This window comes from Chitinophaga sp. 10T418, assembly GCF_056394125.1.
The window spans coordinates 837,223-862,427 of the sequence record NZ_JBFTHG010000002.1 but is presented as its reverse complement, the minus strand read 5'-3'; the positions used below and the strand labels follow the sequence as shown (position 1 = coordinate 862,427).

Genomic DNA, 25,205 nt, shown 5'->3' with positions numbered 1-25,205 from the left:
AAATGCAGCGGAGATTAACAAATTATGTACTCCGCTGCATTTCCCTAATAGCTAAAAGCTAATGGCTAAGAGCTTAGGAAATCAAGATTTCTCCGGATACCGGCAAACTTGCTTCGCTTAAGGGGAGAGTGGCGGAAGATGTTTTTAAAAGCTTCCTCTGTCAGCTCTTCCCAATCCCGGGTAGAAAAGTTGAGTATGGCCGGCACAGGTGTAAATTCCGCCTCCTGGTGTGCCTTGGAGAAACGATTCCACGGACATACATCCTGACAGGTATCACAACCAAACATCCAGTCGTCAAACTGTCCCTTCATCTTATCAGGTATCAGCTGATCTTTTAACTCTATCGTAAAGTAAGAAATACATTTACTTCCATCTACCACTCCCGGTGCTACCAGTGCTTCCGTAGGACAGGCATCCAGGCAGCGGGTACAGGATCCGCAATAGTCGGCCACAGGGCCGTCATACTCCAGTTCAATATCTGTAATGAGGGTGGCAATGAAGAAAAATGAACCCGCCTGTTTGTGGATCAGGTTCCCGTTTTTTCCTATCCAGCCAAGACCACTACGCCTGGCCCAGGCACGTTCCAATACCGGCGCAGAGTCCACAAACCCACGTCCCTGCACGGGACCGATACGTTCCTGCATGCGCAGCAACATCGTTTTCAACCTGGCCCGGATCACCTCATGATAATCATGTCCATAAGCATACTTGGAAATACGCGGCGCATCCTCCCGCTGCAGCTTGGAAGGAAAATAGTTAAATAACAGCGTAATCACCGATTGGGCACCATCTACCAGCTTACGGGGGTCTATCCGCTTGTCGAAATGGTTCTCCATATATTGCATGTTGCCGTGCATACCCTTATTCAGCCAGGTTTCCAGCCGCCGCGCGTCATCATCCAGCTGCACCGCTTTCGCAATGCCGCAGTGATCAAATCCCAATTCTTTTGCCAGCTCTTTTATGAATAAAGTATGCGTCATTACAGCGAAATTACGTGAATTTTTATACCTTAGCCCTGCATATTATCCCTTATGCTATTTAACTGTATGCGTTATACCCTTGTTATGCTCACCTGCCTGGTAAGCAGTTTGTTTTCCCTTTGTGCGGTTGCTCAGGAGGGGGTTAAAATGAAATTCGGAAAAATTTCAAAAGAAGAATTCATCGAAAGAAAATTTGAACAGGACACTGGCGCCCACGCCATTGTGCTCGGCGAAGTTGGTTCCTCTGTTTTTGAATCTGATGGAAATGATCTGCGGTTGGTATATAAAGTTCACCGCCGCTTTAAAATCGTTGACAAAAACGGCTACGATGTGGCTACTGTAGAGGTTCCGCTATACAAATCCGAAACACAGGAAGAGAAATTGCTGAACCTGAAAGCCTCCGCCTATAACCTGGAAAATGGTGAAGTGGTGGAAACTAAAATGGAGAGCAAAAATGTGTTCAGTGATAAACAGGATAAGGCGCTGCTGGTAAAGAAATTTACCCTGCCTGCCGTAAAAGAAGGAACTATCATAGAATATACCTATACTATTGCCTCGCCATATTACCGCCACCTGCGGGCATGGGACTTTCAGGGCGAGTACCCACGCCTGTGGAGCGAATACAGTGTGTCCATTCCTGAGTATTTTGACTATATGCTCATCCCACAGGGATATGAAAAGTATGTGGTAAAGACAAAAGATTTCAGTCGTTCTACTTTTACTTTCCGTGATGAATCACGCGGCGTCGGCGGTCCTACTCAAATGGTGACCGTGACGCCTAATATCACTACCTATAGATGGGCACTGAAAGATGTACCCGCTATTCATGATGAAAGTTTTATCACCACCACAGATAACTATATCAATAGGGTAGAGTTTCAGCTATCAGCCTACAACTGGCCTGATCAGCCCCGCAAACCGGTGCAAAGCACCTGGGAAGACCTGATGAAGGATATGATGAAAGATCCGGAAATGGCCGGAGCACTTGATAATAATAACGGCTTCCTGGCTAATACCGTAGAAGACCTGGTAAAGGATGCCCAAACAAACAAGGAAAAAGCACAGAAAATATTTACCTGGGTACGGGATAACTTTACCTGTACCGGTCACCGCGCATTGTGGATGAAAAGATCACTGAAAACTGTTTTTAGTTCAAAGAATGGAAATGTGGCGGAAATAAATATCCTGCTGGTAGCCATGCTGAAAAAAGCAGGACTCTTCGCGTCGCCCGTAATACTCAGTACCCGCAGCAATGGATATGTGTACCAGTTTTACCCGCTGTATACCCGCTTTAACTATGTAATTGCCAGTGTAAACCTGGGAGATGGATACATTACCCTGGATGCGTCAGAACCGCTGATGGGCTTCTGTAAATTACCGCCGGCCTGCTACAACGGCGCAGCCAGAACAGTGGATGATTTTGCCACGCCTGTTTTCCTGGGCGCAGATTCGCTGAATGAACAGAAATTCACCAGCGTAATGTTAGGTAAAATAGAAAATGGTTCCATCAACGGTTCCTTCATGCAACGACCTACGTATTTTGAATCCTATAACGTACGTACCAAAATTAAAGAGAAAAGCCAGGAGGAATACTTTAAAGAAATCGCGAAAGGATATACCGGCGACCTGGAACTGTCAAATAAAGAGGTGGAAGACCTGAAAGAGCTGGAATTACCGGTGATGGTGAAGTACGAATTTAAAATGCAGTTGGGTAATGAAGATGTATTATACATCAACCCGATGTTGGGAGAAGCCTATAAAAGCAACCCTTTTAAATCAATGGAACGTAAATTTCCGGTGGAAATGAATAACGTATCTGATGAAGTATATTCCTTTAATATGGATGTGCCGGAAGGGTATGTGGTAGACGAATTACCCAAACCCACCATCGCGAACTTCAATGAGCATGAAGGACAATTTCAGTATCTTATTCAGCAACAGGAGAATCATATACAGTTGCGCTGTCGTATAAAATTGAGCAAAGCTAATTTTGAGCCCGAGGATTATAGCACATTGCGTGAGTTTTTTGACCTGATAGTAAAGAAACAGGCAGAGCAGATTGTCTTAAAAAAGAAAAAGTAAAGTATGCGCAAGCTGTTAACAATAAGCGTAGGCCTGCTGCTGGCAATAGCCGCACAGCCTGCGCTGGCAGGAGAGCCGTTTTATCCCGCTAAAAATATTCCGGCTGTCCTGAAAGAAAATGCACATGTGGTGAAAAGGCTGGATGAAACCACCGTTAAAGTAAATGACCTGTCGGATACCCGCATTACTTATCATTATATTACTACAGTGCTGGATGAAACCGGCGCTGCGGATGTACATCTGTATGAATACTACGATAAGCTGCGGGAGATCCGCTCTATCAGCGGCGCCTTGTATGATGCTAACGGTGAGCTGGTAAAGCGGCTGAAGCAAAGCGAAATCAGGGATGTAAGCGCGGTGGATGATGCCAGCCTGATGACAGATGCGCGCATGAAACTGCACCAGTTCTATTATGCCGTATATCCTTATACGGTAGAATATACCGTAGAGGTTCGTTCAGGTAATACGGCCTGGTTACCGCTATGGCAACCGCAGGATGGCATCGACTGTACCGTAGAGCAGAGTAAGCTCTCCGTAACGGTGCCATCGGATTATGCATTGCGCCATCGTAGTTATCTCTATAATGGAGAACCGGTAACAACAACAGATAAAAATACAAAAACCTATACATGGGAAGTAAAGCAGTTGACAGCATTGAAGTCGGAAGTGAACCCGGACGAATTTTATCGCCGTACCCCCAGCGTTTTCCTGGCGTCCACGGATTTTGAACTGGAACGCTACAAAGGTAACATGAGCACCTGGAAGGATTTTGGCACTTTCGTATATAAGCTGAATGAAGGAAGAGATGTGCTGCCGGATAACATAAAAGCAAAAGTACAGGAACTGACTAAAGGCATCAGCAGCCGCGCGGAAAAAATAAAAGTGCTTTATAAATTCATGCAGCAGAATAACCGCTATATCAGCATTCAGCTGGGAATAGGCGGCTGGCAAACCTTTGAGGCCACGGCTGTGGCAGCAAAAGGATATGGCGACTGTAAGGCGCTGTCTAATTATATGATGGCATTATTAAAAGAAGCAGGTATCAAATCCAATTGTGTGCTGGTGAAGGCCGGCCCCAATGCACATACTATCCGGGAAGATTTTCCGTCATTCCAGTTTAATCATGTGATCCTTTGTGTGCCGGATGCAAAAGATACTACCTGGCTGGAATGTACCAGTAATACAATGCCCGCAGGTTATTTGGGGGCTTTTACAGATAACAGGCCTGTATTGTTGATAGATGAAAAAGAAAGTAAACTGATACGCACCCCGTTTTATGGAATGGATTGTAATGAACAACTCCGTACCGTTTCCGCTTCGGTGGATTCCAGCGGTAACATAGATATCAGTGCTGTAACCATTCACAGTGGACTGCAGCAGGACAGGTTGCATAGCATGATTCATGAGCTGAGTGAAGAAAAACAACTGGAGGCCCTGCGGAAAGGACTGGATCTTTCCAGTTACGATATCACCGGTTATCGCTGTAAAGAGCTGGGTACTGTCATTCCTTCAATTGAGGAGAAGATACAGATCAAAGGACATAACTATGCTACGGTAACGGGTAAACGAATGTTCCTGGTCCCTGATATACTCTCCCGTGGAGGTATGAAACTGGATGCGGAAGAAGCCCGTAAATCGGAGATTAAATTTACTTATGCATACCGGGATATCGACACGGTAAATATTACATTGCCTCCTGGCTATCAGCCGGAATCATTGCCAGCAGGCGTAACGGTGTCAGGAAAGTTCGGCACTTACAACAGCAGCATTGTGTTGAAAGGGAATACGTTAAACTATATACGAAAAATGGAACAGAAGGCGGGTGTGTTTCCGGCGGCTGATTTCCCCGAACTCGTAAAGTTTTATGCCACTATATACAGGGCAGACAGAAGTCGGCTGGTATTGGTAAAGCAGTAACAAAAAGGATAAAGCAAAAAGCTATTGTCATGGAGGTTTCCACGACAATAGCTTTTTGCTTTATCCTTTTTGCTTTCCGCTCCCGATTATTTTTCTCTCACACTAACAGATATATGTCTGTCTTTTTTCTTTTCTTCATCAGAAGCAGTAGCGGCAGCCTTGGCGAATTGTGAACCATATCCTTCCGCACCAAGTAGCTGTGCACTATTCGTATTGTTTTTCTTCAGTGAAGTAACTACGGATTCTGCACGTTCTTTGGAAAGACGTAGATTAGCCGTGCTGTCACCGGTACGATCGGTATAGCCACCTATTTTTATTTTGGCTTTTGGAAATGCTTTCATGATCGCCGCAATGTTACCCACCTGTTTCATACTTTCTTCTGTGAGTTCGGCGCTGCCGGTTTTGAAATTCAGGTTATCGAAATCAAACCATACGTCTTTGCCGGGTTTACGGGTATCATCTTTCAGGAATGTTACGAGTTGGTCTTCTATACCTCCTTTATAGGCATCCAGTACAGTGCCATCGGGGAGGGTTACTTTAATGCTTTCACGGGTTACTACCGGACCGCCTGGAGTAACGTTCATAGTAGCAGAATCGGCCAGCTGGCTGGTAGTTACACTATCGCTCACCGGCATGGTGCCTGGTTTATTGCCACCACAGCCCCGCATCAGGTACCACAGTAAAATGATGGCGACCAATATCAGCAGCAACGACCAAACCCAGCGGTTACTGGTAGGAGCTGGTTTGATGTTTACTGCACCGCCGGTAGTAGTGGCGGTATCACCAGTAATGCCCAGTTTCTTGCCCAGATCTCCCAGGCTGCCCAGTCCCAGTATCCCCGCAATATTTAATCCACCGGGAATGGCGCCCAGTATTTTATCTTTTTGAGAATCCAGTAAAGAAAGAAAGGAATTAGGTGAAAGATTGTTTTGTGCGGCGTACTGACCTACCGTGCCGAGTGTGGCCGGCGTAGCTGATGCCATCAGCGTACTGGCAGACGATTCTTTAATACCGGCAAAGGAGGCCAACATACCAATAAGGGAGTTCACTTTGTCTCCAAATAAGCTACGTAGCAAATCTGCCCCTTTACCAACCAAACCTCCGGCTCCGCCCTGAAGGGCACCAGTGATGGCAGATGGATTGGCATCCCCCGCTACCCCTTTTACCATGTCAAGTAAACCGCCGGCACTTCCGGAAGATCCTGCCTTGCTGAGCAGGCCGCCTAGGATGACCGGTACAATACCACTTAAGGCTTTCTGAATGCCCCCCTCGCTCTCTCCGAGTTGTGAGGAAGCCTGACTAACTACATTGTTGTTGAAAATACTTTTAGCGCTTTCCAGTAAGTCGAAAGACATAATTGTAGGGTTTAATGATGATGAATGTATTGATCAGTTTTGATTCTCAATCATCCGGCTCTTAGCAGGAACAGACAGACGTATGTTACAGGAAATTGTATAACAACAGAGTCACCCGCGTTGTTTGAATCGCTTAATAATTACTTTAAGATATCAATTTTGACATATAACGAATTATAAATAAGATGTTGATTTATAGAGAGATGTATGCCTTTTTTTGCTTTTCCTTTGGTCCGGCAGCCATTTTTTCGTACCTTTGCAGTGCTTTACGCATTTTTTCGACTGTTTAATGTGCCTTCCGTGCACGATGCAATACGCTATAGCAGTCAATATTTATTGGATTTGATCATTTGTCGGGCCACATCGCGCCCGGTTTCCCTTTCCGGCTAGCTGTTTTATGCAGTTGCATGCACATAGGATTCCTATGTCGCCTGGAAAAAGATCAGCTTAAACATATTTGAAAATTAGTAACTATGATTAAACAATCATCGTATTGGTTTTTGCTATGCTTACTGCTTCTCTTGCCGAGTATGCTTGTTGTTGCACAGGATAGTACCGAAACCAAAAAGGATAAGCCCACCTTTCACATAGGCGGAGCCCTGCGTTTTAATTACAACCTCTCTTCCTGGAAAAAGGAACAGGTAAAACGCGGTGGCGACTTTGGCTTCGATATGTTCCGCGTAAATGCTGATGCCGCCTGGAAAGGGCTTTCACTACACGCAGAATATCGCTTTTATTCGAAAGATTTTGGTGGCGGTATGCTGAAAGAAGGTTATGTACGCTATCATTTCAATGACAGCACGCATGTAGATATCGGTCTTACGCAGGTACCCTTTGGTAATCAAACCTACAATTCACATAGCTGGTTCTTTAACCTGCCTTATTATGTAGGTAAGGAAGATGACTATGATATGGGTATTAAGTTCGAACGCCGCCATCCGCACTGGTTATACCAACTGGCCTTTTTTAAAAATGCGGAAGAACTAAACTTCGGCGACAAAACGGAAATTGACCCGGGCCGCTACAGTTATGATGTATCAGGCAGAAATAAAGAAGTGAATCAGGGCAACGCCCGTACGGAATATTTTTTTAATGAGCATAACAGTATAGGCGCTTCCGTTATGCTGGGAGGCTTGTATAACATTCCCTCCGGTAATATGGGAAGCCACTGGGCCGCTGCCTTACACAGTAATCTGAACTGGCGAAGATGGAATCTGAAGCTCCAGTCCATGTATTATCAATATAACGTGGCCGACTCTACGCAGTTTGAAAAAGTGGTGGATATGGCAGCCTATGGCGCCGCTTACCAGGTGGCTGCCCGCAGTTTTCTGCAAACGGTTTCACTGGCATATACACAACCGGTGAACTGGGGGCCCATCAGCGCACTCACCTTTTATAACGATTATTCCTATATGCATAAACCGGAAACCGGTTTTGCAGACACTCAAATGAATGTACTCGGCTGTATGATAACAGCAGGACACATCTTTACTTATATCGACTGGGCAGCCGGAAAGAACCAGCCCTGGCTGGGGCCCGTATGGACAGATGCCCTTGCGGCCGGTGATAGCCAGGCCAAATGGCACAGTCGATTCAACATAAATATTGGCTACTATTTTTAACAAAAGCCTTAGCCGGTTAACAGCTAAAACTATTCAACAATGCCTAAACTTCAAATCGATAATCTGACCCTCATCTTTGGCCGCGAACGTAACACGGCGCTGCAACTGCTGAAGGAAGGTAAAAGCAAAGCCGACATACTGGAAGCTACCGGCTGCACCGTAGCCGTAAAAAACGCGTCTTTCCAGATTGAGAAAGGAGAATTTTTTGTGATCATGGGCCTCTCCGGTAGCGGGAAGTCAAGTCTGCTGCGCTGCTTAAACCGCCTGATAGAACCTACAGACGGTGATATTTTATTCAACGGTACCAACATTACCGAACTGAATGAAACAGCGCTGCAACAAACACGCAGAAAGGAAATTTCCATGGTATTCCAGAAGTTCGGTCTCCTGCCGCACCGCACTGTACTGGAAAACATTGCTTTCGGCCTGGAACTGCAAGGCATGCCCCTGCCGGAAAGAACGGCTAAAGCTGTTGGTGTAGTGGCGCTCGTGGGACTCAAAGGATATGAACAGATGCTGCCATCAGAACTATCCGGCGGGATGCAGCAACGTGTAGGGCTTGCCCGTGCACTGGCCAACGATCCGGAAGTACTGCTCATGGATGAAGCCTTTTCCGCGCTGGATCCGCTGATCCGCACCCAGATGCAGGATGAGTTGCTGGATCTGCAGGAGAAAATGCACAAAACCATCATCTTCATTACACACGACCTCGATGAAGCGATCCGTCTCGGTGACCGCATCGCGATCATGAAAGATGGAGAAGTGATACAAATCGGTACTCCCGAAGAAATCCTGACGGCGCCGGCAAATGATTATGTGTCTTCTTTCGTGGAAAAAGTTGACCGTAAAACTATTATCACCGCCTCTTCTATGATGGATACCAAACCTACCATGGCAGTATTTCGGAAAGACGGACCGGAAGGTAGTCTGCGTAAAATGCGCGCTACCGGCCTCGATATCCTGCCTGCCGTAACCGTAGATAAGCACTTCCTGGGCTTTGTATATCTCCGTGAAATACTGGAAGTGAAAAAGCGGGGTGATAAAACAATTGAAGCAGTCATTCACCGCGACGTGCCGGTAGCTTACCCCGATACAACGGTAGAACAGATGTTGCCTTTTATTGCTGAAACAGATAAACCGGTGGCAGTAGTAGATCCGCAGAATAATAAATTGCTGGGCCTCATCTCACAAACATCCCTGATTATTGAAACCACGGGTAATCAGCCTGTATAACCCCTACGAATAAACGAAAATAAGATATGATTAAAATAGGAAAATATATAGAACAATTCATCAACTGGCTTACCCACAACTGCGGCCCCTTCTTTAAAACGGTCAAAGTAGGCGTGGAGGCAATGGTCAACAGTGTGCAGTGGCTGCTCACTTTTACCCCTTTTTATGTAGTGATTGCTTTACTCGCCATCCTCGCATGGAGACGTGCCGGCTGGGGAGTAGGCGTAATGACCCTCCTGGGCCTTGGTTTGATCTATGGCATGGGGTACTGGGGGCAAACCATGGAAACACTCGCATTGATCCTTGTATCGGCTGTAATTGCCTTATTAATAGGTATTCCATTAGGGATCTGGGCTGCCAAAAATAAAACTGCCGGTAAAATTATGCGTCCGCTGATGGACTTCATGCAAACCATGCCGGCTTTCGTATACCTCATCCCCGCAGTATTATTTTTCGGGCTGGGAAAAGTACCGGGCGTATTTGCCACCATCATCTTTGCCATGCCACCAGCGGTACGCTTAACCACACTCGGGATCAAACAGGTGCCGGAGGATATTGTGGAAGCTACCCGCTCTTTTGGCGCCACTTCGAGGCAACTGCTCTTTAAGGTAGAATTACCACTGGCCATGCCTACTCTGCTGGCAGGCGTAAACCAAACCATTATGATGGCATTGTCCATGGTGGTGATCTCCGCCATGATTGCCGCCGGCGGACTCGGAGAAGTTGTACTGAAAGGCATCACCCAGCTGAAAATAGGACTGGGCTTTGAAGGCGGCATTGCCGTAGTGATCCTGGCCATCATCCTGGATCGCATCACGCAATCATTCGGAAAAAGAAAACAACGCGCTAACAACTAAAACCAGCTTATATGAAAAAGATATTATTATTCGCACTGGCTGCCCTGGTAACAGTCATTACTGCCTGCAATTCCGGTGCGCAGAACGGAGATAAAAAGATTACCATCGCCTACGTAAACTGGGCGGAAGGTGTGGCAATGACACAACTGGCAAAAAGCATCCTGGAACAGAAAGGCTACCACGTAACCCTGAAGAATGCAGATGTGGCGCCCGTATTTGCTGCTGTGGCAGGAGGGGATGCGGATGTATTCCTGGATACCTGGATGCCCGTGACACACCATAACTATATGGAAAATTTCGGCCAGAAAGTAACGGTACTGAATACCAATTTCGAAGGCGCTAAAATAGGCCTGGTAGTACCGGACTATGTGACTATTAAGAGCATCGATGAACTCAATGCTGCAAAAGATAAGTTCGAAGGCCACATCGTAGGCATCGATGCCGGCGCTGGTATCATGGGCAAAGCAGAAGACGCTATGAAGGCCTATACACTGGATTATCAGTTGCAGTCTTCCAGTGAAGCGGCCATGATGGCCACCCTGAAAAAAAGTATCGATGAAAAACAACCAGTAGTGGTAACCGGGTGGGCGCCACACTGGATGTTTTCCCGCTATAAACTCCGTTTCCTGGAAGATCCGAAACAGGTATTTGGAGAAACAGAAAAAATTCAAACTATCGCTAACAACGAATTCAGTATATCCGACACCGTAGCCGTTAATTTCTTTCGTAAGTTTCAGTTGAACAGTGAACAATTAGGCTCCCTGATGGGCGCTATGGCAGATGCCGACGGTAATGAAGAAGCCGCGGTGAAGGAATGGATGAAGCATAACCAGGAGCTGGTGAAAAGCTGGGATTAAATCGCAATAGAGCAGAAGGCAGAAAGCAAAAAGCTATAGTAGCGGTTGATGATCCGCTACTATAGCTTTTTGCTTTTTGGCTTCTGCCTTCTGCTCGTGAAAAAATAGCAGTTACCAGGCTACTTTTCTGCTAAAAATGCAGTAAAACTTTGTTTTATATGTCATAATTACCGGTTATAGAACATTGGATCACGGTTTGTTGTTACCTAAGCACGTTTGAGAACATCAAAAAAAGGAGCAAAACAAGAAGATATGAACTTGAATAATTTCACTATAAAATCGCAGGAAATACTGCAACAGGCACAACAACTGGCTTTTAATAATCAAAACCAGTCTATTGAAACAGGACACCTTCTGAAAGCCTTATTAAATGACGAAGATAGTCCCATTGAATACTTACTGAAGAAGAATGATGTTAATACCACTTTTGTCAACAGTAAGCTCAATGAACAGATAAATAAATACCCCCGCATGGCTGCCGGCGAAGGCGGTCAATCTCTGAGCCGGGACGCCAACAACGTAATATTACGGGCAGGCGCGGCCATCAAGGAATTTAAAGATGAATTTGTAAGCGTAGAGCATTTGCTGCTGGGCATTCTCGGTGGTAATGATGATACCGCTAAACTGTTAAAAGATGCCGGTCTCACAGAGAAAGGACTTAAAACAGCGATCAAAGAACTGCGTAAAGGCGATACCGTCAACTCACAAAGTGGCGGTAATCAATATAATACCCTGCAAAAGTATGCGAAGAACCTCAACGAAATGGCCAGGGAAGGCAAGCTCGACCCGGTAATTGGTCGTGATGAGGAAATCCGCAGAACCTTGCATATCCTTTCCCGCAGATCTAAAAACAATCCTATCCTGGTGGGTGAACCCGGCGTTGGTAAAACCGCCATCGTGGAAGGACTGGGCCACCGTATTATCAATGGTGATGTACCGGAAAACCTGAAATCAAAAATCATTTATGCCCTCGACATGGGTGCGTTAATGGCAGGTGCCAAGTACCGCGGTGAGTTTGAAGAAAGACTGAAAGGTGTGGTAAAAGAAGTAGCGGAAAGCAATGGAGAAATCATTCTCTTTATAGATGAAATCCACACCCTGATAGGTGCTGGTGCCATGGAAGGCGCTATGGATGCTGCTAACATCCTGAAGCCCGCGCTGGCAAGAGGTGAACTCCGCGCTATCGGTGCTACCACTCTCAATGAATACCAGAAATATTTTGAGAAAGATAAAGCCCTCGAAAGACGTTTCCAGAAAGTATTGGTAGACGAGCCTTCCGTGGAAGATGCCATCTCCATTTTACGTGGACTGAAGGAAAAATATGAAAGTCATCACCATGTACTGATCAAAGATGAAGCGATCATTGCAGCGGTAGAATTATCACATCGCTATATCACCGACCGTTTTTTACCGGACAAGGCGATTGACCTCATTGATGAAAGTGCAGCGAAGCTCAGGCTGGAAATGAATTCCATGCCGGAAGAGCTGGATGAACTGGAAAGAAGAATCAGGCAGCTGGAAATTGAAAGAGAAGCCATCAAGCGGGAAAACGATGAAGATAAGTTGCGTGAGCTGAAAGAAGAAATAGCAAGGTTGAGTGAAGAACGTAACACGTTCAAAGCAAAATGGCAGGCAGAGAAAGAAGTAGTAGACCAGATCCAGAATGCTAAATCAGCGATTGAAAACCTGAAGCTGGAAGCAGAACAGGCAGAACGTAACGGTGACTTTGGCCGTGTAGCCGAAATCCGGTATGGTAAGGTGAAAGAACAGGAAAAACTGGTCATCGATCTGACAGAAGAATTGAATAAAATATCTGCTAACCATAAACGTCTTCTTAAAGAGGAAGTAGACGCGGAAGACATCGCGGAAAACGTGGCCAAGGCTACCGGTATCCCGGTATCTAAAATGATGCAGAGTGAAAAAGATAAATTACTGCACCTGGAAGATGAGCTGCATCAGCGGGTAATAGGTCAGGATGAAGCAATTATCGCTGTGTCTGATGCTATACGCCGCAGCCGCGCAGGATTGCAGGATCCACGCCGGCCTATAGGGTCCTTCATTTTCCTCGGTACTACCGGGGTAGGTAAAACAGAGCTGGCCAAAGCATTGGCAGAGTACCTGTTTGATGATGAAAACATGATGACCCGTATAGACATGAGTGAGTACCAGGAAAAACACTCTGTGAGCCGCCTGGTAGGTGCACCTCCGGGATATGTGGGATATGATGAAGGCGGACAACTCACAGAAGCCGTACGCCGCAAACCTTATTCCGTGATCCTGCTGGATGAAATAGAAAAAGCACATCCGGATACCTTTAACATTTTGTTGCAGGTATTAGACGATGGACGCCTGACAGATAACAAGGGTCGGGTGGTGAATTTTAAGAACACCATCATCATCATGACCAGCAACATGGGTAGTCATATTATCCAGGAAAACTTTGAAAACATCAACGATGCCAACAGGGAAGAGATAGTAGATAAGACGAAAGAGGAAGTAATGACCCTGCTGAAACAAACCATCCGTCCGGAGTTCCTGAACAGGATAGACGAGGTAATTATGTTCCAGCCGTTGATGAGAAATGAAATTAAGGGAATAATTAACATTCAGTTACAACAGCTGAAGGACATGGTAGCGAAAAATGGCATGATATTGGAATTTTCAGATTATGCGCTCGAATACCTTTCCGTTCAGGGTTATGATCCGCAGTTTGGTGCAAGACCATTGAAACGCCTGATTCAGAAGGAAATCATTAACCTCTTAAGTAAGAAGATTCTTGGAGGTGATATTGATAAATCCAAACCAGTGCTGATAGATGTGTTTGATGGCGTAGTAGTAATCAGAAACAATTAATTCTAAATACGACGATACATAGTTAACGATAAGCCCCGCGATTCTTCGCGGGGCTTTTTTATGCGTTGTTTTTGCAGTGCCTGGCCTGCAGGTATTGTCGATAGCTTTTCCTAAATTTGAATGAATCAAAATAGTCATTGTATGCCGGGAGAAAGAGAAAGAAGATTTATGCAGCATGCCATTGCTTTATCCCGTAAGGGCATGGAAAATGGTGAAGGCGGACCTTTTGGAGCTATTGTGGTAAGAGGAGAGGAGATTGTGGGAGAAGGCTGGAACCAGGTACTAGCCAATACGGATCCTACAGCTCATGCAGAAGTGGTGGCGATACGACAGGCCTGTAAAAAGCTAGGTACTTTCCAGCTACATGATTGTGAAATCTATACTTCCTGTGAACCTTGCCCCATGTGTTTAGGAGCTATCTACTGGGCCAGGCCACTGCGTGTTTACTACGCTAATACCAAAGAAGATGCAGCTGCCATTGATTTTGATGATTCATTTATTTACAGAGAAATAGCAGAAGACCATGCCCATAAAAAAATTCCACTGATTGCGATGCCGGATAAAGCAGCTTTAGAGGTTTTCCGTGATTGGAAAGAACGGGGAGACAGAACGTTATATTAGAAACAGCTTTTAGCTTTTAGCAGTTAGCTATTAGTAAATGCAGCGGAGATAGAGGTATGATTTTTAGCTTTTAGCTTTCAGCAGTTAGCTATTAGTAAATGCAGCGGAGATAGAGGTATGATTTTTAGCTTTTAGCTTTCAGCAGTTAGCTGTTAGCAAATGCAGCGAATAACATCATATGTTTATCTCCGCTGCATTTGCTAACAGCTAACAGCTAATGTTTAATAGCTGAAAAGTGATATGCCCAGAATAGTGCCAGCAGTAGAAACAGGATGCTGAGAATGATAACGGTGAGGTATATATTATTATCTGATTTTCTCCTGGTACGGTAACGTTTACGTAATTTTTTAAGAAGATCCCATTTCATCTGAATGATCCATCCGGGTATCTTTTCCTTATCTTTTATAGCAGCCAGACCTTCCAGTGCATCACTACAAAGCTCGCAGTCGGCCAGGTGCATTTCTACCTCATGTTGTTCTTCAGCAGTCAGCTTACCCTGCACATAGTCCAGCAGTTGCTGTTGTGTAGGACAGCCTGTAGTTACAAAGATATCGTTGAAATGCTCGTTCATATCACTATTGATGCAAATTAACTTTTGTTTGCGCGTTGTTGTTTTTCCAGTAAAAGTTTCAGGTTCCTTTTGCCATTCTGGATATAGCTCTTCACTTGTAGCAGGCTATATCCGGTTTGATCAGCAATTTCCTGGTATGATTTCTTTTGCAGGTAAAACAGCTGTACACAAACTTTCTGTTCAGGAACTAACAGGTTCATAGCCTGTTCCATATTTTCCAGCAAGATATCCTTTTCCTGGTATACCCGCTTATCTTCCTCTTCAGCTGCGATGCCGCTCATATGTTTGTCAGAAATTTCTTCCTTGTATTTCATATGTTTTTGCCGCAACTGCATCAGGCAGTAATTTTTGGTTACCTGGTAAATCCAGGCCCTGAAAAACTGTATCTCATGTTTATTGATGTCGGATAACATCTTGAGAAAGATTTGCTGCACGGCGTCGCGTGCATCTTCTTCATTCTTCAGGTATTTCATGCACATACCGAGCAATAGCAAGGCATATCGGTCAAACAGCACACCTATCCAATCACTGTTGTTATCAGCTTTGAACCGTTGCAGTAGCTCCTGGTCTGTTAGTTGTTGTATGTCTGGATTATTCACAGGCTAATAAATGGAATGCTGCATATGAGATGCAGCATTCACAAAAGTCCATAATATTTTTGATACTTTTTTATTACATGCTATCTAACGCTTGTTGGGCTGCACTTTTCATAGAACCGTCCATGCGCACCACTTCCCGGAACATACGGCGGGCTTTACCCATTTGTCCTTTGCTGCGATAGCAGATGGCCAGTTGATAACGCGCCATCTCTACATATTTGCCGGAGCTGACAGATTCAATTCTTTTGTACCGGTCTATCGCTTCACTCAGGTTACCCTGTTGCTGGTATACCATCGCTGCTTTATACAGGTATTCGTCGCTGTTGACAGCCGTTACCGGAGCTTCTTTTTTAGGAGGATCTGGTTTTGGATCAGGTTTATCTTCTTTGGGTGCTGATTTATTATCCTGTTTTGGATCGGGCTTTTTGTCCTCTTCTTTTTCTTTGGCTTTATCCGCCGCGGCTTTTTTCAGAGAATCGGCCTGCTTCAGCAACAGTGCCTGTCGTTTTACGCTGTCTGCAGCCGCTTTCCTTTGCAATGCTTTCAATGCAGCCGCTTTTTTCAGGGCGATGGAATCCGGGTGGGTAGCATTGGTGGCTACTGCAGCCACTGGCTTACCGGGTGTTTCTGTTTTATGGGTAACGGGGGGCGGTGCTACTACCGGCTCATTGCTGACAGGAGATACCACCGGGCCGGTTGTTACAGCACTGGTTTGGGTAGAGTCCTTTGCAGGCAAACTGGCAGCCATAACTCTTACAGGGGGCTGATTCCGCATATGACCACGTAAAACATATATGCTGCCAATACCTAAGCCAATAAAGGCTACCACCCAGAAATAAGTCAGCATATGCTCCTTATTCTTTTCTTTGCGGGTGTATTGCGCTACTTTATGTCCATGTGAAACCGGCTGCACACTATTGTGTACATAGCGTTGCAGTTTGTTGGTCAGATCCTGGTAATTTTCAGTATTCCCTTCTTTTTCCAATGCCAGCAGGGCATCATAACACAGATCACAATCGGTGAGATGCTGTTCTACCAGATGTCTTTCCACGTCTGTGAGCCTCCCATCCAGATAACGGGGTAGCTGATCTCTGCTGAGGCAACGGATAGCGGAAAAAATCTTTAGTACTTTATCATTATTCGGTTTACTACTTAACATATCCCTGGTTCATAAATAGCTTGGCAAGTTTTCCTTTGGCGGCTTTCAGTTGGGATCTCAACTTTTCCCGTGATAATCCGGTAGATGCTGAAAGGTCTGCAAAAGATTTATTCTCAAGATAAAATTGTGTAATAATGGCTTTGTCGTCTGCCTGTAGCCGTTGTAAGGCCTGTTCCAGCCGGACAATCAGATCCTGCCGGTCAATGATATTGGTAGCGGCTTTGTCCACTGTATTTTCGATATGTAACAAATCTCTTCCATCGCGTGATGGATAAAAAGGTGTATTTTTTTCCGGTTTACCCAGGTATCCTTTCTGTATATGTAAGATCCATTCATTGGCTTTGTAGATAGTCTGCGTTTTAAGACTGGCACTTAATCTTTGTAGCAGGGCGGGAAATACAACATTGGGGTCCAGGTTGGAATTATTACTCAAATGGGGAATGGTAACAGCTACCAGTAAATGACTGTATCTGTCCATCAATACGCCTTCTGCCTCGCGGTCGTTCTGTTTCCTGGCGCGGGATATCAGCTCTTTGTCGGATAAATTGGTTAACTGTTGTTGCATAAACTTATTACTTTATATTTACGTACAAAAGCGGAAAAAGTTCATTTAGCGCATAAGATTATTGAATAATAAAATGGATTTATACAATTAATATGCCATACGCCATTGTCATTGTGCCAGTTGCGCCATTAAGGGGAACTGCCTCACACAAGAGTGAAATGATTTCCCAGTTACTATGGGGAGCCTGTGTTGAAATTACGGAAACAGCTCCCGGCGGCTGGGTACAAATTAAAAATCAATACGACGAATATACAGGCTGGGCTACTGCTGCTCACCTGGAACCCATTGATGAAACATTGTTTCTGGCACCGGCTTCCTGGTATTTACCTGGCTGGGTAAACCGGGTTACCATGAATGATCAGCTGATGCTGGTACCTTTTGGATGCCTGGTGAAGAGCAATAACGATACCTCCACGCAATGGGGAAATATAACCGTAAAATTCGAAGATAAGCCACTTCCCTTAACTAATACTGCTGCAATCGATATAACGGCTTTAAAGAATGCTGCCGGGCAGTTTTTAAATACGGGTTATCTCTGGGGTGGTTCCAGTGTTTTCGGGGTCGATTGTTCTGGTTTTACACAAAATGTTTTTAAGTTATCCGGTATTTCCCTGTGGCGGGACGCGTATCAGCAGGCCACACAGGGACATCTTGTCGATTTCTTACAGGAAGCACGGCTGGGTGATCTGGCCTTCTTCGATAATGAAGAGGGGAGGATTACGCATGTTGGGATATTACTGAACGATCACGAAATTATCCATGCTTCGGGGAAGGTTCGTATTGATCCGATCGACAACCAGGGTATTATCAATGCAGAAACGGGGCTTCGTACACATCAGCTACGCATTATAAAAAGATTTTTTTAGCGTTTTTGTAGAAAAGAAATGCAGCGAAGTATCTCCGCTGCATTTCTTCTAAAAGCTAAAAGCTAATGGCTAAAAGCTATATCAGCTCTGTTTGAAAATCTTGCGATAATCTTCAAAGCTCTGCATAATAATTTTCTCTGCTTTGGCCTTATTCTGGAATTCTTCCACCACAACGGTTTTCTTTTCCAGCTTTTTGTATTCTTCGAAGAAATGACGCATTTCATCGATGAAATGGGGAGGCAGTTCAGAAATATCGTTGATGTGATTTACACTCATATCGTTGGCTGCTACTGCAATGATTTTATCATCTGCTTCACCACCATCAATCATTTGCATTACGCCAATGATTTTAGCCTCAATGATGCACATAGGTACACATTCAATCTGAGATAATACCAGGATATCCAATGGATCATGGTCATCGCAGTAAGACTGTGGAATAAAGCCGTAGTTGGCAGGATAGTATACAGAAGAATATAAAACCCGGTCCAGTTTCAGCAAACCGCTTTCTTTATCCAGTTCATATTTGGCACGGCATCCCTTTGGAATCTCTATAATTGCATTTACAACATTTGGCACTTCAGAGCCGGGACTCACACTGTGCCAGGGATTTGTCATCATAATAATCTACTTTACTTTAAGGTTTATTGTTCAATATTGGCTTAATGTTGAAAAGTGAATAAAGTACTCACCTCACTTTTCATGAAGATATGGTTAGGTTTCCGGTAAGTAAACAGGAAATGCGCCACACATTCGGATCATTAATGCGTGGCAAAATTAAGGGAACTACCCGTTAATAGCTAAAAATTATCCCTTCCTTTTTGTAAAAAGACAAAAAGGGGGAAAATTTATTTAGTTTCCGGCATGACAATACCGGTAGCAGAAGTAGTATCTGTAGGTAAAACCCCGGTAGAATCAAATGCGTTACCCGTTTGCGGTGCGTAGTTAGGAATAATGCTGTCGAATGTCAGGGAAATTTTCCACTGTCCGTTTTCCTTCACCATCTGGAGGATTTCTTTCTGGTGCGCGGAAGAGTTCAGGATAGTTACAGCAGCTTTATCGCCATTTTCTTCAATGTTGACTACCTCTATCCTTGCATTTTTAATCTTTTCCCTTTCCGGGCCACTGCGGCGGCCGTCAAAAATAGCATAGATCTGTATTACCTGCTGAGATTCTTTGGTGGCATAGTCCCTTGCCTGGTCGTAGTTCGAATCCTGAATGGCATGCATAAACGCCAGCGCTACCTCTTCGGGGGAAGCCCTTTTCTTACAACTGCCCAACAGCAACGTTGTAGTCAATGCCAGTGTCATGATTCGAAAAAAATTGGTCATGCGGTCGATAAATTATTAGATATCACAACAAAAATAGGGGTAAACTTCAATTCTGCAAAGTCATCAACTATAGTGTGGCTCATTCACAGGCTTCCGGACTGAATATCTCCCTTGGATAAAAACAGGTGAACTTACAGCAATCGCCGTTAACAAAGAGTTAATATTTCATCATTTGGCTATTTTGTTATATAGATATTTCTCCCGGGATGGCCACTGCCATTGAAAAAAATATCAAAATAACAAAATAGCCAAACGATAAAATGGTCTATTTGTCCTTATTGGCTTCATATGCCCTGATGATGGCTTTCACCAGTCGATGTCTTACAACATCTTCTTCATCAAGTTCCACATGTGCAATGCCTTCAATGTTGCGAAGGATACGCGAAGCCCTTTCCAGACCGGATTGCTGATTTTTAGGTAAATCTATCTGCGTAAGGTCACCGGTAATAATGGCCTGGGCAGATGCGCCAATACGGGTTAGAAACATTTTGATCTGCAGATCAGTGGCGTTTTGTGCCTCATCCAGGATAATAAACGAATTATCAAGGGTACGACCACGCATATACGCCAGTGGTGCAATCTCAATTACGCGGTTGGTCATGTAATAACTCAGCTTTTCCGCAGGGATCATATCATCCAGCGCATCGTACAATGGCCGCAGATACGGATCAATCTTTTCTTTTAAATCTCCCGGCAGAAAACCAAGACTTTCGCCCGCTTCTACCGCAGGACGTGTCAGGATAATCTTTTTAACAGCTTTGTTTTTGAGCGCACGTACCGCTAAAGCTACAGCAGTATAGGTTTTACCGGTACCGGCAGGACCTATTGCGAAGATAATGTCATTCTTCTCCGCCAGGGCTACCATCTTTTTCTGGTTGGATGTACGTGCTCTTACCGTACGACCGTTAGGACCAAATACCAATACTTCATTGGGGTTACGCTCACTGAAATTATCGACTTTTGTGCCTTCCTCATCTCCCAGAATCTGTTCAAAATAGTTCTCCGTCAAATTACCGTTACGTTCCAGGTACTTAACGATCTGACCGATTTTTTCCTCCGCTGTAGCCACTTCTTCCGGTGCCCCACTCAATTTTAACTGGGTGCCCCTGGACAGGATCTTAAGCAATGGGAATTTCTTTTTCAGCAGATCTAGTTTTCCGTTATTAACACCGAAAAACTCAATGGGATTAATACTGTCTAAATTGATAATGGATTCAGTCAATGATTCTTGATTTAATTGTCCAGGAAATGATCGGTATTTTTCAATCCGAATATATTTAAATCTTGTACAACCTGGAAGACGCAATTGTTAAGCTATCACTAAATTCTGTACCCGTTCTGTTTGAAGGCTTCCACTTTAGCGGCGATATCCTTATTGCTCAAAGCAATGATACGGGCGGCCAGAATTGCTGCATTGCGCGCTCCTGCTTTTCCTACTGCCAAGGTACCAACAGGTAAGCCTGCAGGCATCTGTACAATTGAATACAATGCGTCAATACCGCCTGGTAAACCACCTTCTAAAGGAACTCCCAGAACAGGCAGCGAAGTGTAAGCTGATACAACTCCCGGTAAGGCTGCTGCCATGCCCGCTGCGGCAATAATTACGCCAAATCCCTTCTCCTGAGCGGTGATACACAATTCCCGTACTTTATCCGGATTACGATGTGCAGAGGCTACCACCATCTCATTTTCAATCCCAAAATGCTGCAGGTGTTTCTGTGATTCTTCCATTACAGGCTTGTCACTCTCGGAACCCATGATAATCAAAACTTTCATCTCAAATAGTATTTTAAAAAATGATAATTTATATAGATAGCCCAAAGATATTGATCGTTTAACAATTTCAGAAAACTGAAAATCCACAACACGTGGATAAATGATACCTTACAACCACTCATCCGCCCGTTGAAGGCGCATTTGTAAAGGAATTGACCTTTATCCAACATTTTATTACTTTTACCGGCACAATAGTGTTTTTTATTATATAATGCCTACTTTGGGTATTTCCTGACACAACGATCTTAGATTCTGCTATCATATGAATGTAGTTATGCTGGAACAGCATTACCGGCACTTACAGCATCTTGAAGCCGCTATTAATGCCTGTGCACTCTCTGTCACAATAGATGCCGGGGGTATGGTAACTGCGGTAAATACGCAGGTGGTAGCCGCATTGCAGCAATCATCCGACCTACTTATCGGTCAACAGCTCACTAACATCCTCCGGCCCGCAGATACGGTCCGGTGGCAACAAATATGGACTACCTTACTGGCCGGCAACCCCGTACAGGAACAATGCTGTTTTCTTAAAAAGGAAGACACCCCGCTCTGGCTGGAAGCCGGTATCAGCCCCCTCATGAACGAGGATGGCACCATGGAACATTGCATACTCATTGGTATAGACATCACCTCCCGTAAACTCGATGAAATAAAACGCGAACAAAATGAAATCTATTACAGCCAGGTACTGGAAAACCTCCCCCTGGGTCTGCAACAGTTTTCACCCGATGGCAATAGCATGGATATGAACAGCCGCCAAAGGGAAATATGGGGCGAGGCACATCCGTTCTTTACAAAACAAGCCTATAAATGGCTGCAGGACCCATTCTATCGCCTCAATGGACTCTCTGAAATGTTTGAGGAAGCCCTCAGCACAGGAAAAACACTGAAACGCGAAATATTACTCAGCTACCGCGAAAAAAGAAACGAAAACGTTACCCGGCTTTACCCGGTTTATTTTGAAGCCACGATATTTCCGCTCACCGATCAGCAGCGTAATATGGTCAATATCTTCCTGATACTGGATGATATTACAGAGAAAAAACTCTCTGAACTAAGCCTGCAGAAAAGTGAAAGACTCCTTGACAATATCATCGAAAACCTGCCCATAGGATATATTCAGTTTGATAATTTTGGCTTTATACGCCGCATCAATCAAACCCAACGCTTTTTCTTTAATTCGCCATATCCCGCTGTACGCCAGCCTTTCAATGTCATGAATGACGACCTGTCCACCATGTTTGAATTGGATAAACTGTTTATTCAGGCATTGGAAGAAAACAAATCCCTGCGGGTGGAAAAAAGGATCGATTTCTCCCAGGATAAACGCTGGACCACCGTTGGACGTGAAGTATATCTCGACCTGACCGTCTTCCCGGTAATAGAACCGATAGACAAGGAAATGATTGTGGTGGCACTGGTGAATGATATCACGGATAAAAAAATGCAGGAACTGGAAAACAGGAAAAACCAGGAATTCCTCCAGCAAACCGGCAGTATAGGCAAAATAGGCGGGTGGGAAATGGATATCGACAACCAACAGGTACGCTGGACAGATCAATCCTATTATATCCACGACTGTCCCGTTGATACCGAAATAAACTTTGAGAAGGCAATGGCCTTCTACACCCCGGAAGCAAGGGAAAGCCTGCATGCACTCATTCAGCAATGTATAGATACCGGTAAACCTTTTGATGCACAACTAACGATTGTATCCGCAAAGCAACAGTTGAAAAGGGTCCGCTCCATCGGGCAGCCCGGCTATGTAGATGGGCGCCTGGTAAGGATGTACGGAGTGATACAGGATATTACAGAACAACTCGAAATAAGAGATGCGCTCACACGGAACACAGAGCTGATGCGCCTTTTCTTCGATACCATCGATATGGGCTATGCGGCCATGGAAAAAAACGGGAACGTTAACTTCCTCAACCGCAAAGCAGAGAAAATGATCGGACACCCGGTAGCCATGGGCAGCAACATCTTTGAGGAGTTCCCCCGGCTTAGCGGTACTGTATTTTATGCGCGGCTGCAGGAATGTATACTGCAGCAAACTTCTCAATCTTTTGGTATTTACTTTCCGGGAGTAGATAAATGGTATGATTTCCTGCTTACGCCTATGCAGGATGGCGGTATTTCCGTGTTCATGCGGGATATAACAGATAGCCGGAAAATGCAGAAGGAGCTGAGAAAGGCCAATGACCAGCTATCGAATCTTAATAAAAACCTCATCAACCAGAACAAGCAGCTGGAAGACTTTGCCCATATTACCTCCCATAACCTCCGGGCGCCTATTGCCAATCTGAAGGCGCTGATGCAAATGCATAACGAGGCGGTGGCCCAGCAGGAAAGAGACCTGTACCTGGGAATGGTACATGAGGTGATTAAAAAGATTGATGAAACCCTGAACGACCTGGTAGAAGTAGTTCAGATAAGGAAAGATGTGAATGTAGAGAAAGAAAAATTACAGTTTGCAGAGCGGTTACAAAAAGTAAGGGATGTACTCCTGGTAGACATTGAAACCAGTAATATTCAGATTACCTATAACTTTGGAGCAGAACCGGTGATTGAGTATCCAAGGGTATACCTGGATAGTATCTTACAGAACTTTATCACCAATGCCATCCGTTATCGTTCTTCAGAACGTACGCCAGCTGTACATTTACAGACCTGGAAGGAAAATGAAAACATCATATTAAGTGTGCAGGACAACGGTGTAGGGATAGATATGGAACGCTTCGGCAGCAAGTTATTTGGATTCCGCAAAACGTTTCATAAGAATAAAGACGCCAAAGGAATAGGCCTGTTCATTACTAAAACCCAGGTGGAAGCAATGGGCGGAAATATAAGAGCAGAAAGCCATCCTGGAGAGGGAACGAAATTTATTATTACATTTAGATCAGAATAAACCCCCTTTATGAAGTTGATCGATACGATTTTTATTGTAGATGATGATCCTATTCACCAGCAGATTGCTAAAATCATGATCGAACGTCAGGCAATCAGCAATAATATCCGTGTATTTTCCGATGCACAGGACGTGCTGGACTATCTCCGTGAAAACGCAACAGATACGCATGCCCTGCCCGATCTTATTTTACTGGATCTCAATATGCCCGTGATGGATGGCTGGGAGTTCCTGGAGGAGTACGCCGCATTTTGCGATGAGCTGCCTAAGAACATCAGGATATTTGTGCTCACCTCTTCTATCGATGAAAAGGACAGAGAGCGGGTAAGCGCTTATGATTTCGTAACAGGCTATCTCACCAAGCCATTATCAAAAGAAATTATTTCGCACTTGTCTTAAGTGCATGAATGGTTTTTTCAGGATCTGCGGAAGAAAACACCGCGCTGCCAGCCACCAGTACATTGGCGCCTGCATGAATAAGCTCTCCTGCATTTTCTGTTCCTATGCCTCCGTCTACTTCAATCAGCGCATGTGAATGGGTATCGGTGATCAGTTTTCTCAGTTGCCGGATTTTATGATAGGTTTGCTCAATAAATGTTTGACCGCCAAATCCCGGATTTACACTCATGATCAGCACTACATCAATATCCCTGATTACATTTTCCAGCATGCTTACAGGTGTATGTGGGTTCAGTGCCACACCGGCTTTCATGCCAAGTCCTTTTATCTGTTGAATATTACGGTGAAGATGAATGCAGGCTTCGAGATGCACCGTTAAGATATCTGCTCCGGCTTTTTTGAAGTCCGCTGCATACTTTTCCGGTTCTTCGATCATTAAGTGAACATCACAGGGCTTGTTCGCTCTTTTCTTTATCTGGGCAATCACAGGCAGGCCGTAGCTGATGTTAGGTACAAATCTGCCATCCATTACATCCAGATGAAACCAGTCTGCTTCACTACGGTTCACCATATCTATATCCTTTCCCAGCTCCAGGAAATTCGCTGCCAGTAAAGATGGCGCCACTAAAACAGGATGTTTTTCCAAATGCA

22 protein-coding genes are annotated in these 25,205 nt (G+C 44.7%); 11 read left to right on the top strand and 11 right to left on the bottom strand.

From position 1 onward, the window contains the following. Positions 1–65: 65 nt before the first annotated feature. Positions 66–980 carry a tRNA epoxyqueuosine(34) reductase QueG gene (queG, locus tag AC1DCV_RS07855; protein WP_477022668.1) on the bottom strand — a complete coding sequence of 305 codons (915 nt, stop codon included), beginning with the start codon at positions 978–980 and terminating at the stop codon, positions 66–68. Positions 981–1,031: 51 nt separating this feature from the next. Between queG and AC1DCV_RS07850 the strand changes: the two genes are divergently transcribed. Both AC1DCV_RS07850 and AC1DCV_RS07845 read left to right on the top strand, forming a co-directional pair. After that, complete coding sequence (locus AC1DCV_RS07850) at positions 1,032–3,062, top strand: transglutaminase domain-containing protein (protein WP_477022667.1); 2,031 nt, start codon at positions 1,032–1,034, stop codon at positions 3,060–3,062. Between the two features lie 3 nt (positions 3,063–3,065). Next, positions 3,066–4,979 carry a DUF3857 domain-containing protein gene (locus AC1DCV_RS07845; RefSeq protein WP_477022666.1) on the top strand — a complete coding sequence of 638 codons (1,914 nt, stop codon included), beginning with the start codon at positions 3,066–3,068 and terminating at the stop codon, positions 4,977–4,979. Between the two features lie 86 nt (positions 4,980–5,065). Here AC1DCV_RS07845 and AC1DCV_RS07840 read toward each other — a convergent pair whose 3' ends face one another. Then, a complete protein-coding gene (locus AC1DCV_RS07840) occupies positions 5,066–6,334 on the bottom strand; it encodes a DUF937 domain-containing protein (protein ID WP_477022665.1) in 1,269 nt (422 codons plus the stop codon). 530 nt (positions 6,335–6,864) lie between these two features. Between AC1DCV_RS07840 and AC1DCV_RS07835 the strand changes: the two genes are divergently transcribed. From AC1DCV_RS07835 to AC1DCV_RS07810, 6 genes are all read left to right on the top strand, one after another. Further along, positions 6,865–7,956 carry a hypothetical protein gene (locus AC1DCV_RS07835; protein WP_477022664.1) on the top strand — a complete coding sequence of 364 codons (1,092 nt, stop codon included), beginning with the start codon at positions 6,865–6,867 and terminating at the stop codon, positions 7,954–7,956. Positions 7,957–7,995: 39 nt separating this feature from the next. Then, positions 7,996–9,189, top strand: coding sequence for a quaternary amine ABC transporter ATP-binding protein (locus tag AC1DCV_RS07830; protein ID WP_477022663.1), 1,194 nt, complete (start codon positions 7,996–7,998; stop codon positions 9,187–9,189). Positions 9,190–9,215: 26 nt separating this feature from the next. Further along, positions 9,216–10,046: an ABC transporter permease gene (locus AC1DCV_RS07825; RefSeq protein ID WP_477022662.1), complete on the top strand. Its 831-nt coding sequence runs from the start codon at positions 9,216–9,218 to the stop codon at positions 10,044–10,046. An 11-nt stretch (positions 10,047–10,057) separates the two neighbouring features. Continuing rightward, entirely contained in the window at positions 10,058–10,903 is an 846-nt protein-coding gene (locus AC1DCV_RS07820) for a glycine betaine ABC transporter substrate-binding protein (RefSeq protein WP_477022661.1), read from the top strand. A gap of 252 nt (positions 10,904–11,155) precedes the next feature. Beyond that, positions 11,156–13,756 (top strand): ATP-dependent chaperone ClpB, encoded by a 2,601-nt coding sequence (gene clpB / locus AC1DCV_RS07815; RefSeq protein ID WP_441574086.1) that lies wholly within the window; start codon positions 11,156–11,158, stop codon positions 13,754–13,756. Between the two features lie 141 nt (positions 13,757–13,897). Further along, entirely contained in the window at positions 13,898–14,377 is a 480-nt protein-coding gene (locus tag AC1DCV_RS07810) for a nucleoside deaminase (RefSeq protein WP_477022660.1), read from the top strand. 214 nt (positions 14,378–14,591) lie between these two features. Here the strand turns inward: AC1DCV_RS07810 and AC1DCV_RS07805 are convergent, their stop codons facing one another. The 4 genes from AC1DCV_RS07805 to AC1DCV_RS07790 all read right to left on the bottom strand — a co-directional run bounded on the left by AC1DCV_RS07805 (position 14,592) and on the right by AC1DCV_RS07790 (position 17,271). Next, complete coding sequence (locus AC1DCV_RS07805; protein WP_477022659.1) at positions 14,592–14,948, bottom strand: anti-sigma factor family protein; 357 nt, start codon at positions 14,946–14,948, stop codon at positions 14,592–14,594. Between the two features lie 17 nt (positions 14,949–14,965). Further along, positions 14,966–15,547 carry an RNA polymerase sigma factor gene (locus AC1DCV_RS07800; protein WP_441574083.1) on the bottom strand — a complete coding sequence of 194 codons (582 nt, stop codon included), beginning with the start codon at positions 15,545–15,547 and terminating at the stop codon, positions 14,966–14,968. Between the two features lie 73 nt (positions 15,548–15,620). Further along, positions 15,621–16,706, bottom strand: a complete 1,086-nt coding sequence (locus AC1DCV_RS07795) for a zf-HC2 domain-containing protein (RefSeq protein WP_477022658.1) — start codon at positions 16,704–16,706, stop codon at positions 15,621–15,623. Next, positions 16,696–17,271 carry a sigma factor-like helix-turn-helix DNA-binding protein gene (locus AC1DCV_RS07790; protein WP_441574081.1) on the bottom strand — a complete coding sequence of 192 codons (576 nt, stop codon included), beginning with the start codon at positions 17,269–17,271 and terminating at the stop codon, positions 16,696–16,698. The genes AC1DCV_RS07795 and AC1DCV_RS07790 overlap by 11 nt, the downstream gene beginning before the upstream one ends. A gap of 92 nt (positions 17,272–17,363) precedes the next feature. Here AC1DCV_RS07790 and AC1DCV_RS07785 point away from each other — a divergent pair, with 92 nt between their 5' ends. After that, complete coding sequence (locus tag AC1DCV_RS07785) at positions 17,364–18,137, top strand: C40 family peptidase (RefSeq protein ID WP_477022657.1); 774 nt, start codon at positions 17,364–17,366, stop codon at positions 18,135–18,137. A gap of 81 nt (positions 18,138–18,218) precedes the next feature. Here AC1DCV_RS07785 and AC1DCV_RS07780 read toward each other — a convergent pair whose 3' ends face one another. From AC1DCV_RS07780 to purE, 4 genes are all read right to left on the bottom strand, one after another. Then, positions 18,219–18,758 (bottom strand): inorganic diphosphatase, encoded by a 540-nt coding sequence (locus AC1DCV_RS07780; RefSeq protein WP_208116220.1) that lies wholly within the window; start codon positions 18,756–18,758, stop codon positions 18,219–18,221. Between the two features lie 227 nt (positions 18,759–18,985). After that, the gene (locus AC1DCV_RS07775) at positions 18,986–19,468 is read right to left on the bottom strand and encodes a nuclear transport factor 2 family protein (RefSeq protein WP_441574079.1); all 483 of its coding nucleotides are present in this window, start codon (positions 19,466–19,468) and stop codon (positions 18,986–18,988) included. A 265-nt stretch (positions 19,469–19,733) separates the two neighbouring features. After that, on the bottom strand, positions 19,734–20,690 hold the full coding sequence (locus tag AC1DCV_RS07770) for a PhoH family protein (RefSeq protein WP_441574078.1): 957 nt from the start codon (positions 20,688–20,690) through the stop codon (positions 19,734–19,736). A gap of 98 nt (positions 20,691–20,788) precedes the next feature. Continuing rightward, positions 20,789–21,244 (bottom strand): 5-(carboxyamino)imidazole ribonucleotide mutase, encoded by a 456-nt coding sequence (purE, locus tag AC1DCV_RS07765; RefSeq protein WP_441574077.1) that lies wholly within the window; start codon positions 21,242–21,244, stop codon positions 20,789–20,791. A 262-nt stretch (positions 21,245–21,506) separates the two neighbouring features. On the opposite strand from purE, the gene AC1DCV_RS07760 reads away from it, so the two are divergent. Together AC1DCV_RS07760 and AC1DCV_RS07755 are read left to right on the top strand one after the other, a co-directional pair. After that, complete coding sequence (locus AC1DCV_RS07760) at positions 21,507–24,155, top strand: PAS domain-containing sensor histidine kinase (protein WP_477022656.1); 2,649 nt, start codon at positions 21,507–21,509, stop codon at positions 24,153–24,155. A gap of 9 nt (positions 24,156–24,164) precedes the next feature. Further along, positions 24,165–24,554, top strand: coding sequence for a response regulator (locus AC1DCV_RS07755; RefSeq protein WP_477022655.1), 390 nt, complete (start codon positions 24,165–24,167; stop codon positions 24,552–24,554). On the opposite strand, the gene rpe is transcribed toward AC1DCV_RS07755, so the two are convergent. Next, positions 24,535–25,200, bottom strand: coding sequence for a ribulose-phosphate 3-epimerase (gene rpe / locus AC1DCV_RS07750; protein WP_477022654.1), 666 nt, complete (start codon positions 25,198–25,200; stop codon positions 24,535–24,537). The two genes, AC1DCV_RS07755 and rpe, sit on opposite strands and share 20 nt — an antisense overlap. Between the last annotated feature and the right edge of the window lie 5 nt (positions 25,201–25,205).

Coding starts and splice junctions, on each gene's coding strand:
- queG (WP_477022668.1), bottom strand. CDS start 980: ATGACGCATACTTTATTCATAAAAGAGCTGGCAAAAGAATTGGGATTT.
- AC1DCV_RS07850 (WP_477022667.1), top strand. CDS start 1,032: ATGCTATTTAACTGTATGCGTTATACCCTTGTTATGCTCACCTGCCTG.
- AC1DCV_RS07845 (WP_477022666.1), top strand. CDS start 3,066: ATGCGCAAGCTGTTAACAATAAGCGTAGGCCTGCTGCTGGCAATAGCC.
- AC1DCV_RS07840 (WP_477022665.1), bottom strand. CDS start 6,334: ATGTCTTTCGACTTACTGGAAAGCGCTAAAAGTATTTTCAACAACAAT.
- AC1DCV_RS07835 (WP_477022664.1), top strand. CDS start 6,865: ATGCTTGTTGTTGCACAGGATAGTACCGAAACCAAAAAGGATAAGCCC.
- AC1DCV_RS07830 (WP_477022663.1), top strand. CDS start 7,996: ATGCCTAAACTTCAAATCGATAATCTGACCCTCATCTTTGGCCGCGAA.
- AC1DCV_RS07825 (WP_477022662.1), top strand. CDS start 9,216: ATGATTAAAATAGGAAAATATATAGAACAATTCATCAACTGGCTTACC.
- AC1DCV_RS07820 (WP_477022661.1), top strand. CDS start 10,058: ATGAAAAAGATATTATTATTCGCACTGGCTGCCCTGGTAACAGTCATT.
- clpB (WP_441574086.1), top strand. CDS start 11,156: ATGAACTTGAATAATTTCACTATAAAATCGCAGGAAATACTGCAACAG.
- AC1DCV_RS07810 (WP_477022660.1), top strand. CDS start 13,898: ATGCCGGGAGAAAGAGAAAGAAGATTTATGCAGCATGCCATTGCTTTA.
- AC1DCV_RS07805 (WP_477022659.1), bottom strand. CDS start 14,948: ATGAACGAGCATTTCAACGATATCTTTGTAACTACAGGCTGTCCTACA.
- AC1DCV_RS07795 (WP_477022658.1), bottom strand. CDS start 16,706: ATGTTAAGTAGTAAACCGAATAATGATAAAGTACTAAAGATTTTTTCC.
- AC1DCV_RS07790 (WP_441574081.1), bottom strand. CDS start 17,271: ATGCAACAACAGTTAACCAATTTATCCGACAAAGAGCTGATATCCCGC.
- AC1DCV_RS07785 (WP_477022657.1), top strand. CDS start 17,364: ATGCCATACGCCATTGTCATTGTGCCAGTTGCGCCATTAAGGGGAACT.
- AC1DCV_RS07780 (WP_208116220.1), bottom strand. CDS start 18,758: ATGATGACAAATCCCTGGCACAGTGTGAGTCCCGGCTCTGAAGTGCCA.
- AC1DCV_RS07775 (WP_441574079.1), bottom strand. CDS start 19,468: ATGACCAATTTTTTTCGAATCATGACACTGGCATTGACTACAACGTTG.
- purE (WP_441574077.1), bottom strand. CDS start 21,244: ATGAAAGTTTTGATTATCATGGGTTCCGAGAGTGACAAGCCTGTAATG.
- AC1DCV_RS07760 (WP_477022656.1), top strand. CDS start 21,507: ATGAATGTAGTTATGCTGGAACAGCATTACCGGCACTTACAGCATCTT.
- AC1DCV_RS07755 (WP_477022655.1), top strand. CDS start 24,165: ATGAAGTTGATCGATACGATTTTTATTGTAGATGATGATCCTATTCAC.